The sequence below is a fragment of the Streptomyces glaucus genome (genome assembly GCF_039533365.1).
GTDB classification, from domain to species: Bacteria; Actinomycetota; Actinomycetes; order Streptomycetales; family Streptomycetaceae; genus Streptomyces; species Streptomyces glaucus.
Map to the genome: position 1 here is coordinate 63,619 of NZ_BAAATK010000023.1, position 16,492 is coordinate 80,110.

General features: G+C 75.7%; 13 protein-coding genes. 9 read left to right on the plus strand and 4 right to left on the minus strand.

The window, feature by feature from the left end:
* Window positions 1–24 precede the first annotated feature (24 nt).
* Window positions 25–1,140 carry an allantoicase gene (gene alc, locus ABD363_RS18565; protein WP_344604890.1) on the plus strand — a complete coding sequence of 372 codons (1,116 nt, stop codon included), beginning with the start codon at window positions 25–27 and terminating at the stop codon, window positions 1,138–1,140.
* Window positions 1,141–1,194: 54 nt separating this feature from the next.
* Here alc and ABD363_RS18570 read toward each other — a convergent pair whose 3' ends face one another.
* Together ABD363_RS18570 and ABD363_RS18575 are read right to left on the minus strand one after the other, a co-directional pair.
* Window positions 1,195–1,977 carry an SDR family oxidoreductase gene (locus ABD363_RS18570; RefSeq protein WP_344604892.1) on the minus strand — a complete coding sequence of 261 codons (783 nt, stop codon included), beginning with the start codon at window positions 1,975–1,977 and terminating at the stop codon, window positions 1,195–1,197.
* A 437-nt stretch (window positions 1,978–2,414) separates the two neighbouring features.
* On the minus strand, window positions 2,415–3,437 hold the full coding sequence (locus tag ABD363_RS18575) for a Gfo/Idh/MocA family protein (protein WP_344604894.1): 1,023 nt from the start codon (window positions 3,435–3,437) through the stop codon (window positions 2,415–2,417).
* A 129-nt stretch (window positions 3,438–3,566) separates the two neighbouring features.
* Between ABD363_RS18575 and ABD363_RS18580 the strand changes: the two genes are divergently transcribed.
* From ABD363_RS18580 to ABD363_RS18615, 8 genes are all read left to right on the plus strand, one after another.
* Entirely contained in the window at window positions 3,567–4,304 is a 738-nt protein-coding gene (locus ABD363_RS18580; RefSeq protein WP_344604967.1) for a GntR family transcriptional regulator, read from the plus strand.
* A 220-nt stretch (window positions 4,305–4,524) separates the two neighbouring features.
* Window positions 4,525–5,529 carry a sugar ABC transporter substrate-binding protein gene (locus ABD363_RS18585; protein ID WP_344604896.1) on the plus strand — a complete coding sequence of 335 codons (1,005 nt, stop codon included), beginning with the start codon at window positions 4,525–4,527 and terminating at the stop codon, window positions 5,527–5,529.
* The gene (locus ABD363_RS18590; protein ID WP_344604898.1) at window positions 5,526–6,566 is read left to right on the plus strand and encodes an ABC transporter permease; all 1,041 of its coding nucleotides are present in this window, start codon (window positions 5,526–5,528) and stop codon (window positions 6,564–6,566) included. The genes ABD363_RS18585 and ABD363_RS18590 overlap by 4 nt, the downstream gene beginning before the upstream one ends.
* Window positions 6,563–7,357: an ATP-binding cassette domain-containing protein gene (locus ABD363_RS18595; protein ID WP_344604900.1), complete on the plus strand. Its 795-nt coding sequence runs from the start codon at window positions 6,563–6,565 to the stop codon at window positions 7,355–7,357. The genes ABD363_RS18590 and ABD363_RS18595 overlap by 4 nt, the downstream gene beginning before the upstream one ends.
* A 121-nt stretch (window positions 7,358–7,478) precedes the next feature.
* On the plus strand, window positions 7,479–8,627 hold the full coding sequence (locus ABD363_RS18600; protein WP_344604902.1) for an ROK family glucokinase: 1,149 nt from the start codon (window positions 7,479–7,481) through the stop codon (window positions 8,625–8,627).
* Window positions 8,624–9,202, plus strand: a complete 579-nt coding sequence (locus ABD363_RS18605) for a sugar kinase (protein WP_344604904.1) — start codon at window positions 8,624–8,626, stop codon at window positions 9,200–9,202. Before ABD363_RS18600 ends, ABD363_RS18605 begins: the two co-directional genes overlap by 4 nt.
* A 182-nt stretch (window positions 9,203–9,384) precedes the next feature.
* On the plus strand, window positions 9,385–12,225 hold the full coding sequence (locus tag ABD363_RS18610; RefSeq protein ID WP_344604906.1) for a DEAD/DEAH box helicase: 2,841 nt from the start codon (window positions 9,385–9,387) through the stop codon (window positions 12,223–12,225).
* Entirely contained in the window at window positions 12,222–14,492 is a 2,271-nt protein-coding gene (locus tag ABD363_RS18615; RefSeq protein ID WP_344604908.1) for an SWIM zinc finger family protein, read from the plus strand. Before ABD363_RS18610 ends, ABD363_RS18615 begins: the two co-directional genes overlap by 4 nt.
* A 68-nt stretch (window positions 14,493–14,560) precedes the next feature.
* Here the strand turns inward: ABD363_RS18615 and ABD363_RS18620 are convergent, their stop codons facing one another.
* Window positions 14,561–14,923: an STAS domain-containing protein gene (locus ABD363_RS18620; protein WP_344604910.1), complete on the minus strand. Its 363-nt coding sequence runs from the start codon at window positions 14,921–14,923 to the stop codon at window positions 14,561–14,563.
* Entirely contained in the window at window positions 14,920–16,215 is a 1,296-nt protein-coding gene (locus ABD363_RS18625) for a PP2C family protein-serine/threonine phosphatase (RefSeq protein ID WP_344604912.1), read from the minus strand. Before ABD363_RS18625 ends, ABD363_RS18620 begins: the two co-directional genes overlap by 4 nt.
* Window positions 16,216–16,492: the final 277 nt, after the last annotated feature.

Here is a 16,492-nt window from a genome sequence, read left to right on the forward strand (position 1 = left end):
CCCGAAAGGCAGGACCAGACCACCGTGACGGCGATCGAGCGCTTCACCGGCGACGCGAACCCCTACGGCGGCGGCGACCCGTACGCGGACTACCGCACCGCCGACCTCCCCTTCACCCACCTCGTCGACCTCGCCGACCGCGGGCTCGGCGCCGGTGTCGTCGCCGCCGGCGACGAGTTCTTCGCCCCGCGGGAGAACCTGCTGCTGCCCGGACGCGCCGAGTTCGACCCGGAGCGCTTCGGACCCAAAGGCAAGATCATGGACGGCTGGGAGACCCGGCGCCGCCGCGGCGCCTCGGCCGACCACCCCTGGCCCGCGGCCGACGACCACGACTGGGCGCTGATCCGCCTGGGCGCGCCGGGGATCGTCCGGGGCGTCGTCGTCGACACCGCCCACTTCCGCGGCAACCACCCGCGGGCGGTGTCCGTCGAGGGCGCCGCGGTGCCGGGCACCCCGTCGCCGGAGGAACTGCTCGCGGCCGACGTGCGGTGGACGACGCTCGTCCCGCGCACGCCGGTGGGCGGCCACGCGGCGAACGGCTTCGCCGTGTCCCTCGAACGGCGCCTCACTCACCTGCGCCTCAACCAGCACCCCGACGGCGGCATCGCCCGCCTGCGGGTGTACGGCGAGGTGGTCCCCGACCCGCGGTGGCTGGCGGCGCTCGGCACCTTCGACGTCGTCGCCCTGGAGAACGGCGGCCGGGTGGAGGACGCCTCCGACTTCTTCTACTCGCCCGCCGCCCACACCATCCGGCCGGGCCGCTCCCGGCGGATGGACGACGGCTGGGAGACCCGGCGCCGCCGCGACCGGGGCCACGACTGGATCCGCTACCGGCTGGCCGCACAGGCGCGGATCCGCGCGATCGGGATCGACACGGCGTACCTGAAGGGCAACGCCGCCGGCTGGGCCGCGGTGTCCGTCCGGGACGGCGAGGACGGCGACTGGACGGAGATCCTGCCCCGCACCCGTCTCCAGCCCGACACCGACCACCGCTTCGTCCTGCCGGCCCCGGCCGCCGGCACACACGCGCGCCTGGACGTCTTCCCGGACGGGGGCGTCTCCCGGCTGCGCCTGTTCGGCTCCCTCACGCAGGAGGGCGCGCACCGGCTGGCCGCCCGCCACCGGGAAGCGGGCGGCTGAGCCCTCGGCCCGCGGGGCGCCCCGGCCGTGCGGCGCCGGCACGCCCCGCCCGCCTCACGCCGCGTGGCCGCCGTCCACGGCGAACTCCGCGCCCGTCACGTACGCCGCTGCGGCCAGGTGGACCACCGTCGACGCCACCTCCCCGGCCGTCCCGAAGCGGCCCAGCGCGGTCATGGCCGCCTGACCGGCCGCGTACGGGCCGTCCGCCGGGTTCATGTCGGTGTCGACGGGGCCCGGGTGGACGATGTTCGCGGTGACCCCGCGCGGGCCCAGCTCCCTGGCCAGAGCCTTCGTCAGGCCGATCAGCGCCGCCTTGCTCATCGCGTACAGCGTCCCGCCGGGGCCGGGCACGCGCCGGGCCAGGCAGCTGCCGACGGTGATGATCCGGCCCCCGTCCGTCATCCGGGCCGCCGCCGCCCGGCAGGCCAGGTAGACGCCCCGCACGTTCACCGCGAGGACCCGGTCGACGTCGGCGTCGGACAGGGTCTCCAGGGGACCCAGCATACCCACGCCCGCGTTGTTCACCAGCACGTCCAGCCCGCCCAGCGCGTCAGCCGCGCGTTCCACGGCCCCGGCCGCCTCCGCCGCGTCCCCCGCGTCCGCGCGCAGCGCCACCGCCCGCCGCCCCAGCGCCTCGACGGCCCGCACGACGTCCTCGGCCGCCTCTGCGGCGCTGACGTAGGTGAGGGCGACGTCCGCGCCCTCCCGGGCGAGCCGCAGGGCCGTCGCCGCGCCGATGCCGCGGCTCCCGCCGGTCACGAGGGCCGCCTTGCCGTGCAGGGCCCCCGGGGCCGGAGCCGTTTCCTGAGAAACCGGAGAAGTTCCTTGAGAAGCCATGCGTCCATCCCACCCGCCGCCGCGCCCGAGTACCGGCGGTGAACGGACGCCGACCTCGGCCCGCCGGGCACCCCGCCCCCGCCCGCCCCGCCGGGAGCGCCGACGCCGGCGGGGTCCGAACTGGTCCCGGACCGATGACGGCGGACCTCACCCGGGCCCGGAGGAAGGCATCCCCCGCGAGCCCGTCCGCACCGCCTTCGTCACCCCCGACGGCTTGTGTCGCGGACCCCGGGCGGTCCTCGGGAGGACGCGCGCGACGGCTTCGGGCAGGGCGGCACCGCTCAGCCGGACCCCCGGCCCCCGGCGGCGGCGCACAGGGCGAAGCCCAGCACCAGCAGGGCGACGCTCGCATGGACCGCGTAGCCGTCGAGCACGCCGAGCCGCTGCACGAGGGGGCGGGCGCTGACGGTCCCCGGGACCGCCCGCCCCCGCGCCCCTCACCCGGCGACGGACTCGGCGGCCCCCGCGATCTCCGCCAGGCGCACCGGCCTGCGCTCCCGCCTGGACAGCTCGCAGGCCTCGGCGATCCGCAGGGCCTGCAGCGCCTCGCGCCCGTCGCAGGGATTGGGCCGCTCGCCCCGGACGACCTCCACGAACGCGTTCAGCTCCGCCGCGTACGCCGGGCCGAAGCGCTCCAGGAACCCCGGCCACGGCTTGTCCGCGGCCGGCGGCCCGGTCGGCTCGGTGGACGCGATCGGCGTACGCTCGTCCAGCCCGACGACGATCTGGTCCAGCTCCCCGGCCAGCTCCATGCGGACGTCGTAGCCCGCGCCGTTCAGGCGGGTCGCGGTGATCGCGGCGAGCGTGCCGTCGTCCAGGGTGAGCAGGGCCGCGCCCGTGTCGACGTCCCCCGCCGCGCGGAACATCGCGGGCCCGGCGTCGGACCCGGCGGCGTACACGTCCACCACCTCGCGCCCCGTCACCCAGCGCAGGATGTCGAAGTCGTGGATCAGCGTGTCCCGGTACAGCCCGCCGGCCTGCGACAGCCGCGCGGCCGGCGGCGGCTCCCGTTCGCCGGTCACCGCCCGCACGGTGTGCAGCCGGCCGAGCCGCCCGGACCGCACCGCCTCGCGCGCCCCCGTGTAGCCGGTGTCGAAGCGGCGCTGGAATCCCGTCTGCAGGACCGTCCCGGCCGCCTCCACCTCGGCGAGGGCGTGCAACGTGGCCGCCAGGTCCAGCGCGACGGGCTTCTCGCAGAACACCGGAAGCCCCGAGCGGGCCGCCCGGCCGATCAGTTCGGCGTGGGCCGACGTCGCCGTCGTGATCACCACGGCGTCCACGCCCCAGCGGAAGATCTCGTCCACTCCCGGCGCCGCCGTCTCGCCCAGCCGGTGCGCCAGCTCCTGCGCCCGCGCCGGGTCCGCGTCGGTGAGGATCAGGGAGCCGACGTCCCGGTGGCGGCTGAGCGTGCGGGCGTGCAGGGTGCCGATGCGGCCCGTGCCGATGACCCCGATGCGCATGGAAACAAGGTGCGGGCCGGACCCGCGCACTGTCAATCCACATGTCAGGACAATCGGACTATACAACTTCCCGTCAACAACGCGCGGAGCTACGCTCGGGCCGTGCCGAAACCAGAAGTGGACCCGATCGTGTCACTCGACCTGAGTGTGGACCGCAGCAGTCCCGTGCCGCTGTACTTCCAGCTGGCGCAGCAGCTGGAGGCGGCGATCGAGCACGGCGTGCTGACCCCCGGCAGTCTGCTCGGCAACGAGATCGAGCTCGCCGCCCGGCTCGGCCTGTCCCGGCCCACCGTCCGCCAGGCCATCCAGTCGCTGGTCGACAAGGGACTGCTCGTGCGCCGCCGCGGGGTCGGCACCCAGGTCGTGCACAGCCAGGTCAAGCGTCCGCTGGAGCTCAGCAGCCTGTACGACGACCTGGAGGCGGCGGGCCAGCGCCCCGCCACGAAGGTGCTGGTCAACACGGTCGTCCCGGCGGCCGCCGAGGTCGCGGCCGCGCTCGGCGTGGCGGAGGGCGACGACGTGCACCGGGTCGAGCGGCTGCGGCTGGCGCACGGGGAGCCGATGGCGTACCTGTGCAACTACCTCCCGCTCGGCCTGATCGACCTGGGCACCGACCAGCTGGAGGCCACCGGCCTGTACCGGCTGATGCGCGCCGCCGGGATCACCCTGCACAGCGCCCGCCAGTGCATCGGCGCCCGCCCCGCCACCGCCGCCGAGGCCGAGCGGCTCGGCGAGCGGGAGGGCGCCCCGCTGCTCACCATGCAGCGCACCACCTTCGACGACACCGGCCGCGCGGTCGAGTTCGGCACCCACACCTACCGGCCGTCCCGCTACTCCTTCGAGTTCCAGCTGCTCGTGCGGTCCTGAGCCCGGCCCCGGGCGTCCCGGGCACCGTCCCGGACGGCCCCGGGCCGCCCCGACTTCGTCGCAATGTCCGGACAAGGCGACCGGCTGCTCCTCCCCGGCCGCCGGGTGCCCGGCCCCCGTGCCCGACAATGGGGCGTTTGGGACTGGTGAGGTCAACACCGTCATCAGTCCCTCGCACATGTCAGAACACGGCAGGACACGGCAAGAAGGGCACGGCCTCGTGGCACGGTTTCGGACCTGGGTAGGCATCGCGGTGGCGGGGGCGCTGACCGTCTCCCTCGCCGGGTGCAGCAGCACCGGCGGCAAGCGCGCCGAGGACGCCCGCAAGGCCGCGGCGGCCCAGGGGAGGGCGGCGGTGAACACGCCCCGCTGGACCTTCGCGATGATCACCCACTCGGGCGACGGCGACACCTTCTGGGACATCGTCCAGAGCGGCGCCGAGCAGGCCGCCGTGAAGGACAACGTCGACTTCCTCTACTCCCACGACGACGAGGCGCACCAGCAGGCGCAGCTGGTGGACGCGGCCGTCGACAAGAAGGTCGACGGGATCATCGTCACGCTCGCCAAGCCCGACGCCCTGCGGGCCGCGGTCGCCCGCGCCCGGAAGGCGGGCATCCCGGTGGTCACCGTGAACTCCGGCTCGGCCGAGTCCCGGGAGTTCGGCGCGCTCACGCACATCGGCCAGGACGAGACGATCGCCGGCGAGGCGGTCGGCGAGGAGCTGGACGAGCGGGGCCGCAAGAAGGCGCTCTGCGTCCTGCACGAGCAGGGCAACGTCGGCCACGAGCAGCGCTGCGACGGCGTGGCGAAGACCTTCGACGGCACGGTCGACCGGCTGTACGTCAACGGCACGAGCATGCCGGACGTGCAGTCCGCCATCGAGGCCAAGCTCCAGGCCGACAAGAGCGTCGACGCGGTCGTCACGCTCGGCGCCCCGTACGCCGACACCGCCGTACGGGCCCGGCGGGACGCGGGCAGCGACGCCGAGGTCGCCACCTTCGACCTCAACGCCAAGGTGGCCGCCGGCCTGCAGGACGGCACCCTCGCCTTCGCCGTCGACCAGCAGCCCTACCTCCAGGGCTACGAGGCGGTCGACCTGTTGTGGCTGTACAAGTACAACGCCGACGTCCTCGGCGGCGGCAAGCCGGTGCTGACCGGGCCGCAGATCATCACCAAGGACGACGCGGCCGCGCTGGCCGAGTACACGAAGCGGGGCACCCGATGAGCACCACGACCGGCACCACCCCTGAAGAAAGGTTCCTGCGCGCGCCTTTGCCGCGGCGGCTGCTCAGCCGCCCCGAACTGGGCGCGGTCGTCGGCGCGATCGCGGTCTTCCTGTTCTTCGCCCTGGCCGCCGACAGCTTCCTGCGCGCCTCCAGCATCAGCACGGTCCTGTACGCCTCCTCCACGATCGGCATCATGGCCGTCCCGGTGGCGCTGCTGATGATCGGCGGCGAGTTCGACCTGTCCGCGGGCGTCCTGGTCACCTCCTCGGCCCTGGTGTCGTCGATGTTCAGCTACCAGATGACCGCGAACGTCTGGGTCGGCGTCGGCGTCTCCCTGCTGGTCACCCTCGCGATCGGCGCCTTCAACGGCGTCATGCTCACCCGCACGAGGCTGCCGAGCTTCATCGTCACGCTCGGCACCTTCCTGATGCTGACCGGCATGAACCTCGGCTTCACCAAGCTGATCGACGACACCGTCTCCACCAAGACGATCGCCGACATGGAGGGCTTCCCCTCCGCGCACGACGTCTTCGCCGCCACGCTCACCGTCGGCGGCGTCGACTTCAAGATCACCATCGTGTGGTGGCTCGCCCTCGTCGCCGTCGCCAGCTGGATCCTGCTGCGCACCCGCGCCGGCAACTGGATCTTCGCGGTCGGCGGCAACCAGGACGCGGCCCGCGCGGTCGGCGTCCCCGTGCGCAGGACCAAGATCGGCCTCTACATGGGCGTGGCGTTCGGCGCCTGGATCTCCGGCCAGCACCTGCTCTTCAGCTACGACGTCGTCCAGTCCGGCGAGGGCGTCGGCAACGAGCTGATCTACATCATCGCGGCCGTCATCGGCGGCTGCCTGATCACCGGCGGCCACGGCAGCGCCGTCGGCTCGGCGGTCGGCGCGCTCCTGTTCGGCATGACCAGCAAGGGCATCGTCTTCGCCGAGTGGAACCCCGACTGGTTCAAGTTCTTCCTCGGAGCGATGCTGCTCCTCGCGACCCTGCTCAACGCCTGGGTCCGCAAGCGCGCGGAGGCCACCAAGTGACACAGACCGCACCGCGTACGGCGCTCGTCGAGCTGTCCGGCGTCGGCAAGTCCTACGGCACCGTCCGGGCCCTGGAGGGGGTGTCGCTGGAGGTCCACGCGGGGGAGATCACCTGCGTCCTCGGCGACAACGGCGCGGGCAAGTCCACCCTCATCAAGATCATCGCCGGTCTGCACCGGCACGACGCCGGCGTCCTGCGCATCGAGGGGGAGGAGACGCACCTGTCCTCCCCGCGCGAGGCCCTGGACCGCGGCATCGCCACGGTCCACCAGGACCTGGCCGTCGTACCGCTGATGCCGGTGTGGCGGAACTTCTTCCTCGGCTCCGAGCCCCGCAAGGGCGTCGGCCCCTTCCGGCGCCTGGACGTCGGCCTGATGCGCCGGACCACCCGCGCCGAACTGCTGCGCATGGGCATCGACCTGCCGGACGTGGACCGGCCCATCGGCACCCTCTCGGGCGGCCAGCGCCAGTGCGTGGCGATCGCGCGGGCGGTCCACTTCGGCGCGAAGGTCCTGGTCCTGGACGAGCCGACCGCGGCCCTGGGCGTGAAGCAGTCGGGAGTGGTGCTGAAGTACGTGACGGCGGCCCGGGAGCGGGGCCTGGGCGTCGTGCTGATCACCCACAATCCGCATCACGCGTATCTGGTGGGGGACCGGTTCGTGCTCCTGAAGAGGGGCACGATGGTGGGCAACCACACACGGGACGACATCACGCTGGACGAGCTGACCCGGCAGATGGCCGGCGGCAGCGAACTGGACGATCTGCGGCACGAGCTGGAACGCGCTCCGTAGAGGCGCGGCTCCGCCGGCGCGGGCGCGACCGGCCCCGGCGCGCCCGCACCGGCGGACATCACACGTCCCCGTCGCCGCCCCTCACGGTGTCCGCCGCGAGGGTGAGGCAGAATCGGCCCCGATGAGCACCTACCGCGACCTCACCGCCCCCATCGGCTCCCGCCGCGCCCCCGTCCTGCGCACGGTCGGCACGAGGGAACGCCGCTCCCATCTGACGGCGCCCCGCGTGCCGACCGTGGGCATCGACATCGGCGGCACCAAGGTGATGGCGGGCGTCGTCGACGCCGACGGCAACATCCTGGAGAAGCTCCGCACGGAGACCCCGGACAAGTCCAAGAGCCCGAAGGTCGTCGAGGACACCATCGTCGAGCTGGTCCTGGACCTGTCCGACCGGCACGACGTGCACGCGGTCGGCATCGGCGCGGCCGGCTGGGTGGACGCCGACCGCAACCGCGTCCTGTTCGCCCCCCACCTGTCGTGGCGCAACGAGCCGCTGCGGGACCGCCTCGCCAGCCGCCTGTCGGTGCCGGTGCTCGTCGACAACGACGCCAACACCGCCGCCTGGGCCGAGTGGCGCTTCGGCGCCGGCCGCGGCGAGGACCACCTCGTCATGATCACGCTGGGCACCGGCATCGGCGGCGCCATCCTGGAGGACGGCCAGGTCAAGCGGGGCAAGTACGGCGTCGCGGGCGAGTTCGGGCACATGCAGGTGGTGCCCGGCGGCCACCGCTGCCCGTGCGGCAACCGCGGCTGCTGGGAGCAGTACAGCTCCGGCAACGCCCTGGTGCGGGAGGCGCGCGAGCTGGCCGCGGCCGACTCCCCGGTGGCGTACGGGATCATCGAGCACGTCAAGGGCAACGTCTCCGACATCACCGGCCCGATGATCACCGAGCTGGCCCGCGAGGGCGACGCCATGTGCATCGAGCTGCTCCAGGACATCGGCCAGTGGCTCGGCGTCGGCATCGCCAACCTCGCCGCCGCGCTCGACCCGTCCTGCTTCGTCATCGGCGGCGGCGTCTCGGCCGCCGACGACCTGCTCATCGGCCCCGCCCGCGACGCCTTCCGCCGCCACCTCACCGGCCGCGGCTACCGCCCCGAGGCCCGCCTCGTGCGCGCCCAGCTCGGTCCCGAGGCCGGCATGGTCGGCGCCGCCGACCTGGCCCGCCTGGTCGCTCGCCGCTTCCGCCGCGCCAAGCGCCGCCGGGTGGAGCGCCACGAGCGCTACGAGCGGTACGCGAAGGCCCGCCGTACGATCCGGGAGTCGCTGTGACGGAGCCCCTGCCGCCCCGGCCCGCCCCCCCGAAGCCGCACCCGCCGGCCGAGGAACGCCGGCACATGATCCGCCGCAGGGCGCTCACCCTGCTCATCATCGTGCTGCTCATCGGCATCCCGGCGGGCTACCTGGTGATCTCCGCCAACCAGAGCCGCAGCAGCGGCAAGGACAAGGAGGAGAAGTACTCCGCGACCGGGCTGACCGCGGGCTGGCCGTCGAAGCTGCAGCGCCGCCTGTACCAGGTGCCGGTGCCGCACCCGTCCGGCAAGGTCGCCCACTACGAGACGAACAACTGGAAGACCAGCCGTCTCTACGTCCAGTTCGAGACCACCTCGGCCGGCCTGGACGCCTTCCTGGCGGGCGTCGGCGTCGACCGGGGGGACCTGAAGCGGGGCGCCGTCACCATCGGCGACCGCGACCAGCGGGTCACCGGCTGGCGGTTCACGGGCCCCGGCCCCTGGTGGGGCCTGGTCCACCGGCAGAAGAACCCGCTGCCCACGCGGGACATCGTGGTCAACCTGGCCGACCCGGCCTATCCGATGGTGTACGTCGTCTCGCGCACGGTGCCCTGACCGTCCCGCACGCGATGTCCTGACCGGGTCCTGACCGGGTCCGGTCCGGGACCGGTCCCTGACCGGACCCGGCCGGCTCCGCCCGGTCGCCTCCGCCGGACCGCCGGGACCGGTTGTCAGACCCCGCCCGTACAGTCGGAGACGTCTGATCCGGCACACGGGCGGGAGGGGTGACAAGGCGTATGAGCGGCACGGCCGCGGTGGACGAGCGCGTGAGGGGGGCGGGGGAGTCCGGGCCGGCCGTTCCGGTCCGGCTCGCGGCCGTCTTCCTGCCCGCGCCCCTCCCGCGCGAGGGCCGGATCGCCTTCTGGGACCCCGAGGGCGGTGAGCTGCCCGCCGAGGACACACAGCTCACCGTCGCACGACGGCACGGCACCGGAGCGCGGCGCAGGACGACCCCGGCGCTCACGCTCCCGCTCGGCGAGGCGCTGCCCCTGCTGGTGCGCGCCCGGCACGACCCGGCCGCCCACCCCGCCACCGCCTGCTGGGGCGCGGCCGCCCTGCACGCCCTGCGGCTCGCCGCGCGCGGACGGCTGCTGCCCGGCCTGACGGCCGACGGGTACGACGCCTGGCGCGCCGGCCCCCTGGACCCGGACGACGTGGCGCACCTGCGGGCGGTGGCCGCCGCCCTGCCGCCCGAGGGCCACGCGGTCCCGCTGCCCGGCGCGGGCCCGCTCCGGCTGCCGGAACCGGAGGCGCTGATGCGCTCCTTCCTGGACGCGGTCGCCGACACCCTGCCCCGCACCCCGGCCGCGCCGTACGCGGCGGGCAGGCCCTTCGCGGCCCCCGGACCGCAGCACCTGCCGGACGCCCGCGACTGGGCCGCGGAGGTCGCCGCCGGCATGGACGCGGGCGTGCGGATCTCGCTGCGCCTGGACCTGTCGGCGTACGACGTCTTCGACGGCGACGGCAGCGGCGTCCGCAGCGCGGGCGCGGCGATCGTGCAGGTGCACAGCCTCGCCGACCCCACCCTCGTCGCCGACGCGGCGGCCCTGTGGGCGGGGGAGGCGGACGCGGCCTTCGGCCCCCGCGCACGCGTGGACGCGGCCCTCGCGGTGCGGCGCGCGGCCCGGATCTGGCCGCCGCTGGAGCGGCTCGCCGAGCAGGACGCGCCGGACGCCTTGGCGCTGTCCGAGGCCGAGCTCGGCGATCTGCTCGGCGTCGCCGCCGCCCGGCTCGCCGCGGCCGGCGTCGCCGTGCACTGGCCCCGGGACCTGGCACGGGACCTCACCGCGACCGCGGTCGTGCGGCCCGCGCCCGGCTCGGCGACCGACGGCACCGGCTTCCTGGACAGCGGGGAGCTGCTCCGCTTCCACTGGCAGCTGGCGCTCGGCGGCGACCCGCTCACCGACGCCGAGATGGACGCGCTCGCCGAGGCCCACCGCCCGGTCGTACGGCTCCGGGACCGCTGGGTGCCGGTCGATCCCGCCCTCGTCCGCAAGGCCCGCAAGCGCGAACTCGGCCTGCTCGACCCGGTCGACGCGCTGTCCGTCGCGCTCACCGGCAGCGCCGAGGTCGACGGCGAGACGGTCCAGGCGGTGCCGGCCGGCGCGCTCGCCGCCCTGCGCGACCGGCTCACCGCCGGGGTACGGCCGGCCGAGCCGCCGCCCGGCCTGCACGCCACGCTCCGCGACTACCAGCTGCGCGGCCTCGCCTGGCTCGACCTCATGACCTCCCTCGGCCTCGGCGGCTGCCTCGCCGACGACATGGGCCTCGGCAAGACGATCACCGTCATCGCCCTGCACCTGAAACGGGCCCGCAGCGAGCCGACCCTGGTGGTCTGCCCGGCCTCGCTGCTGGGCAACTGGCAGCGGGAGATCGCCCGGTTCGCGCCCGGCGTCCCCGTCCGCCGCTTCCACGGCCCGGACCGCGCCCTGGGCGACCTGACCGGCGGCTTCGTCCTCACCACGTACGGCACCATGCGGTCGGCGGCGCCGGCGCTGGCCGGGCAGCGGTGGGGCCTGGTCGTCGCCGACGAGGCGCAGCACGTGAAGAACCCGTACTCGGCCACGGCGAAGGCGCTGCGCACGATCCCGTCCCCCGCGCGCGTCGCGCTCACCGGCACGCCGGTGGAGAACAACCTCTCGGAGCTGTGGGCCCTGCTCGACTGGACGACACCGGGCCTCCTCGGCCCCCTGAAGTCCTTCCGCGCCCGGCACGCGCGCGCGGCGGAGACCGGCGAGGACGAGGAGGCGGTGCGGCGCCTGGCCCGCCTGGTCCGCCCGTTCCTGCTGCGCCGCAGGAAGTCCGACCCCGGCATCGTCCCCGAACTGCCGCCCAAGACGGAGACGGACCACCCGGTGCCGCTCACCCGGGAACAGGCCGCGCTGTACGAGGCGGTGGTGCGCGAGTCGATGCTCGCCATCGAGGCCTCACGGGGCATGGCCCGCCGCGGCCTGGTGCTGAAGCTGCTGACCTCGCTGAAGCAGATCTGCGACCACCCGGCGCTGTACCTCAAGGAGGACCACCGCCGGGGAGGCGACCGGCTCGCCGCCCGCTCCGGGAAACTCGCCCTGCTGGACGAACTGCTGGACACGCTGCTCACGGAGGACGGCTCGGCGCTCGTCTTCACGCAGTACGTCGGGATGGCCCGCCTGATCACCTCCCATCTGGCCACCCGCGCCGTCCCGGTGGACCTGCTGCACGGCGGCACGCCGGTGCCGGAGCGCGAACGCATGGTGGACCGCTTCCAGAGCGGCGCGACCCCCGTCCTGGTGCTGTCCCTCAAGGCCGCCGGCACCGGCCTCAACCTCACCCGCGCGGGCCACGTCGTCCACTTCGACCGCTGGTGGAACCCGGCCGTCGAGGAACAGGCCACCGACCGCGCCCACCGCATCGGCCAGACCCAGCCGGTGCAGGTCCACCGCCTGATCGCCGAGGGCACCGTCGAGGACCGCATCGCCGAGATGCTCCAGTCCAAGCGCGCCCTGGCCGACGCGGTCCTCGGCTCCGGCGAGTCGGCCCTCACCGAACTGACCGACCGCGAACTGTCCGATCTGGTCTCCCTGCGGAGCACGTCATGACCCCCCGCCCCGCCGACGAGGCCCGCCGCGCCCTGCGGGAGGCACGCGCACGCCGGGAGGCGGCGTCGGAGGCGTCCCCCGAAGACCGGGAGCGGACGCCGGGAATGCCCGGGGACGGGGGACGGGCGCCGGCGGTGGCCGGGGACCGGGAGCGGGTGTCGCGGGCGGCCCCGGACCGGGAGCGGGCACCCGGCGGCCGTGCGTACGGTGGCGGTGAGCCGGCCCCCGGGACGGCCGCACGCGACGGCCGGGTCCCGCAGACGCCCGCGGCCCCGGGAGGACCCGCCGCGCCCGGACGCCCCGGGCCCCGCCCTGGTGACGCCGCCCGCGCGGCCCTGCGGCGCGCGGTGTCCGCCGGGCGCGCCTCGGCCGGGGGCGACGCCGACGCGGCCCGGGACACGGCCGCCGACGCCTCCGGGGGAACCGGCGGCACCGCGGGGGACACCCCCCGTGCCTCCGCGGACGTGGCCCGCGCCGACGACGTGACGGACCCCGCCTCCCGGCCCCGGCCGGCCACGGCCGGAACACCGGGCGCCCGCCCCGGGGACGCGGCGCGGGAGGCACTGCGGGCGGGCCGCCGCGCGGCCCGGCGGGACCGGACCGACGACGGGGACCGGGCCGACGACAGTGACCGGACCGACGACGGGGACCGGGCCGACGACGGGGACCGGGCCGCCGGGGCCGGGCGCCGCCCGGCCCGTCCCGCCCCGGCCGCCCCGCGGGTCCAGGATGCCGAGAGCCGCGCCCGTGATCTGCGGGAACTGCTCGCCGGCACCTTCCGGGCATCCTCCGACGACGCGGCCCCGGACCGGAGCGCCCCGGACACGCGTGACCGGCACCGCACGGCGACCCACGACCCCGGCACCGCCCTGCCCCGCGACGGCCGCGTCACCCCGCACCACCCCGACCGGGCCCACCCGGCACGCCCCCACCGGTCCCCCGCGGCACCCCCGTCCGCCGACGCCCCCGCCGCCCCGTCCACGCCTGCGCGCGTCCCCTCCTCCATGGCCGCCCCCGGGCGGGACGGCGAGCTGCGCAGGACCTTCCCGGCCTTCCCGCCCCGGGCGTCGGCCGGGCAGGGCTTCGCCGGGACGTGGTGGGGGAACGCGTGGGTGACCGCGCTGGAGGAGGGCGCCCTGGACCCCGGGCGGCTGGCGCGGGGACGCGGTTACGCCGAGCAGGGGCACGTCGACGCCATCACCGTGACGCCCGGGCTGGTCCTCGCGTACGTCCGCGGCAGCCGCCCGCGCCCGTACCGCGTGCAGGTGCGGCTGCGCACGCTCGACGACGCCGGCTGGGAGCGGTTCCTGGACGCCGCCGCCGAACGGCCCGGGCACATCGCCGCCCTCCTCGACGGGGAACTGCCCCAGTCCCTCGCCGACTGCGGCGTCCCCCTGCTGCCCGGCCCCGGCGACCTCGTCCCCCGCTGCAGCTGCCCCGACCCGGGCCACCCCTGCAAGCACGCCGCCGCCCTCTGCTACCAGACCGCGCGCCTGCTCGACGCCGACCCGTTCGTGCTGCTCCTGCTGCGCGGCCGCGGCGAACGCGACCTGCTGGACGCCCTGTCCCGGCTGAGCGCCGCCCGCGCGGCCCGCGCCGCGCGGGACAAGGAACCCGAGCCGCTCCCCGGCGTACGGGCCGGCGACGCCCTGGCCGCCCGCGCGCTTCCGCCCCTCCCGCCGCCGCTGCCCGCACCCGCGCACCCCGAGCAGCCCCCGGCCTACCCGGCCGCCCCCGGCGGCCCGGATCCCCTGGCCCTCGACCAGCTCGCCACCGACGCCGCCGCCCGCGCCCACGCCCTGCTCACCACCGGCCGCGACCCGGCCGGCGGGCTCACGCTGTGGCAGGACGCCGTCCGGCTCGCCGCGGCCCGCCCCGGCTCCGGACTCACCGCCGCCACCCGGGCGCTGTACTCCTCCCTCGCCTCCGCCGCCGGCCGCACCCCGGCCGAACTGGCCCGCGCGGTCGCCGCCTGGCGGCAGGGCGGCCCTGAGGGACTCGCCGTCCTCGAGGAACCGTGGGACCCGCCGGCCGGCCGCTTCGACCGCGCCCGGCCCCTCCTCCTCGCCGCCGGCCTGCCCGCCTTCCGTCCCTGGCGCAACCGCCTCACCCACCCCCAGGGCCACCTCCAGCTCCGGCTGGGCCGCGACGGCCTGTGGTACGTCTACGAGTCGGAGCCCGGCCGCGACGACTGGTGGCCCCGGGGCACCCCCGACCCCGACCCGGTCGGCGCCCTGACGGGCCTCGGCGTCACAGGCGTCGTATAGGCACCGGGCACCGACGGGACCGGGCGGAGCGGCACGTGCCGGTGCTCCGCTCCGCCCGGTCCCGTCGGTCAGCGGATGTCCGGGGGCTGGGCCGCCTTGGCCTCGGTGACGCTGGCGTACAGCGGGAAGACGGTGTCGGCACCGGTCAGGCGCAGCATGCGCATGATCCGGCCGGCGGGGGCGGCCAGGGTGAGGCGGCCGCCGTTCTCGTCGGCGTGGCGGCGCAGCCGCAGCAGGGTGTTGAGTCCGGAGGAGTCGCAGAAGGTGACGCCCGACAGGTCCAGGATCACGTAGGGGTGGTCGTCGATCAGGGCGACGGCTTGCGGGTGGAAACCGGCGACGGTGTGCAGGTCCATCTCCCCGCGCGCGGCGGCGACGGCGAGCGGGCCGCGGGTTTCGACGACGTCCAGGTGCAGGCCGTTGCTCGTCATGGGGTCCTCCCGCCGGCGCCGGCCGGTGCGGGGCGGCCGGGCTCGGGCACCCCGCCCAGGTCGGCCGCCTCCTCGGTGGGATCGGGGCGGGGGCCGAGCCATTGGCAGAACAGCACGGTGGCGTCGTCCTGGAGCCGGCCGTCGTGGTGCTCCAGCACCGCGCGGATCACCCGGCGCAGGGTCTCGGGGACGGACAGGCCGTCGGCGTGGTGCCGGATGAGGAAGTCGGTGAAGTGCTCGAGGCCGAACTGGGCGTCTCCCGTGCCGCCGGCTTCGGTGATGCCGTCGGTGTAGAACACGACGCGGTCGCCGGGCTGCAGCTGTTCGCGGCACAGGTGGCTGTCCAGGCCCAGATCGGTGCCCATCGGATGGGCGGGCGGGCACCGCAGATGGGTGGTCCACCGGTTGCCCCGGATGATCACCGGCGGGTGGTGGCCGCGGTTGACCCACGACAGCGTCCCGTCCCGGGTGTCCAGCGTGGCCAGGATGCCGGTGACGTAGCGCCGCTGGCCGTACTGCTCGATCAGTGCCGCTTCCGCCGCCTCCCCGCAGGCGACCAGGTCGCCTCCATGCCGGCGGGCGTTGCGGCAGGCGCCGACGGCCAGGTTGGCGGACAGGCCGGCGGCGGTGTCGTGTCCCATCGCGTCGAAGACCGACAGATGGACCAGCGGGCCGTCGGTGGCGTAGTCGAAGGCGTCCCCGCTGATCTGGTAGGCCGGTTCCATCGCCGCGGCGATCACCACCCGCCCGTCGGCGTACACCCGGGGCGGCATCAGCTGCCACTGCATCTCCGCCGCCACGTTCAACGGCTCGGCCCGCTCCACCCGGGCCAGGAAGTCGCTGCTCTCCCGCCTGCTGTGGAGGATCAGCGCGAGCAGCGAGGCCAGCCGCTCCATGCCCTCCCGCGCGAGCTCGTCGTCGTGGACCGCGCTGACCCGCAGCACGCCCAGGCGCTCGGTGCCGTCCAGCAGCGGCACCCACCAGTCACGGCCCTCCTCCCCCGCGGGGCCGGCCGGCAGGATCTGCCCGTGCTGGAAGGCCCGCCCGGCCACGGTGCCCTGGACGGACAGCTGCCTGTCGTCCTCCTCGGCGCCCGCGCCCTCCGCGGCCAGCAGCCGCAGCACCTGCCGCTGCAGATCCGCCAGGTAGATCAGCACGCGGGGAAAACCCGCCGCCGCGGCGTTCTCGGACGCTCTGGCCGGCAACAGCTCCACCGGCGTCAGATGGCTGTCCGCCAACAGGCCCGACAGCATCCGCCATCCGCCCGCTTCCCTGCCCAGTCCGGAGGACACCACGTCACTCTCCCGCCGGAAGCCGGGCACGCCCCCGGCGGACGTACCCGCGTCCACTGCCACGGCTACCCGTAATCGCCGCTTGCGACCATGACCGCCGTCCGCCCGCGGCCGATCCCGCGCCCGGCTGGCCGGCCGGACCCGCCCGTGCCGGGACCGGAGCGCCGGTCCCGCCGGACGGGGAGCGGCCTTGCCGGGCGCGGGAGGCGAGCGGCCCGTCCGGTGGGCGGAGGGCGACGCGCCGGCCGGGCGGGGCGGGGGAGCGGGCCCCGTCCCG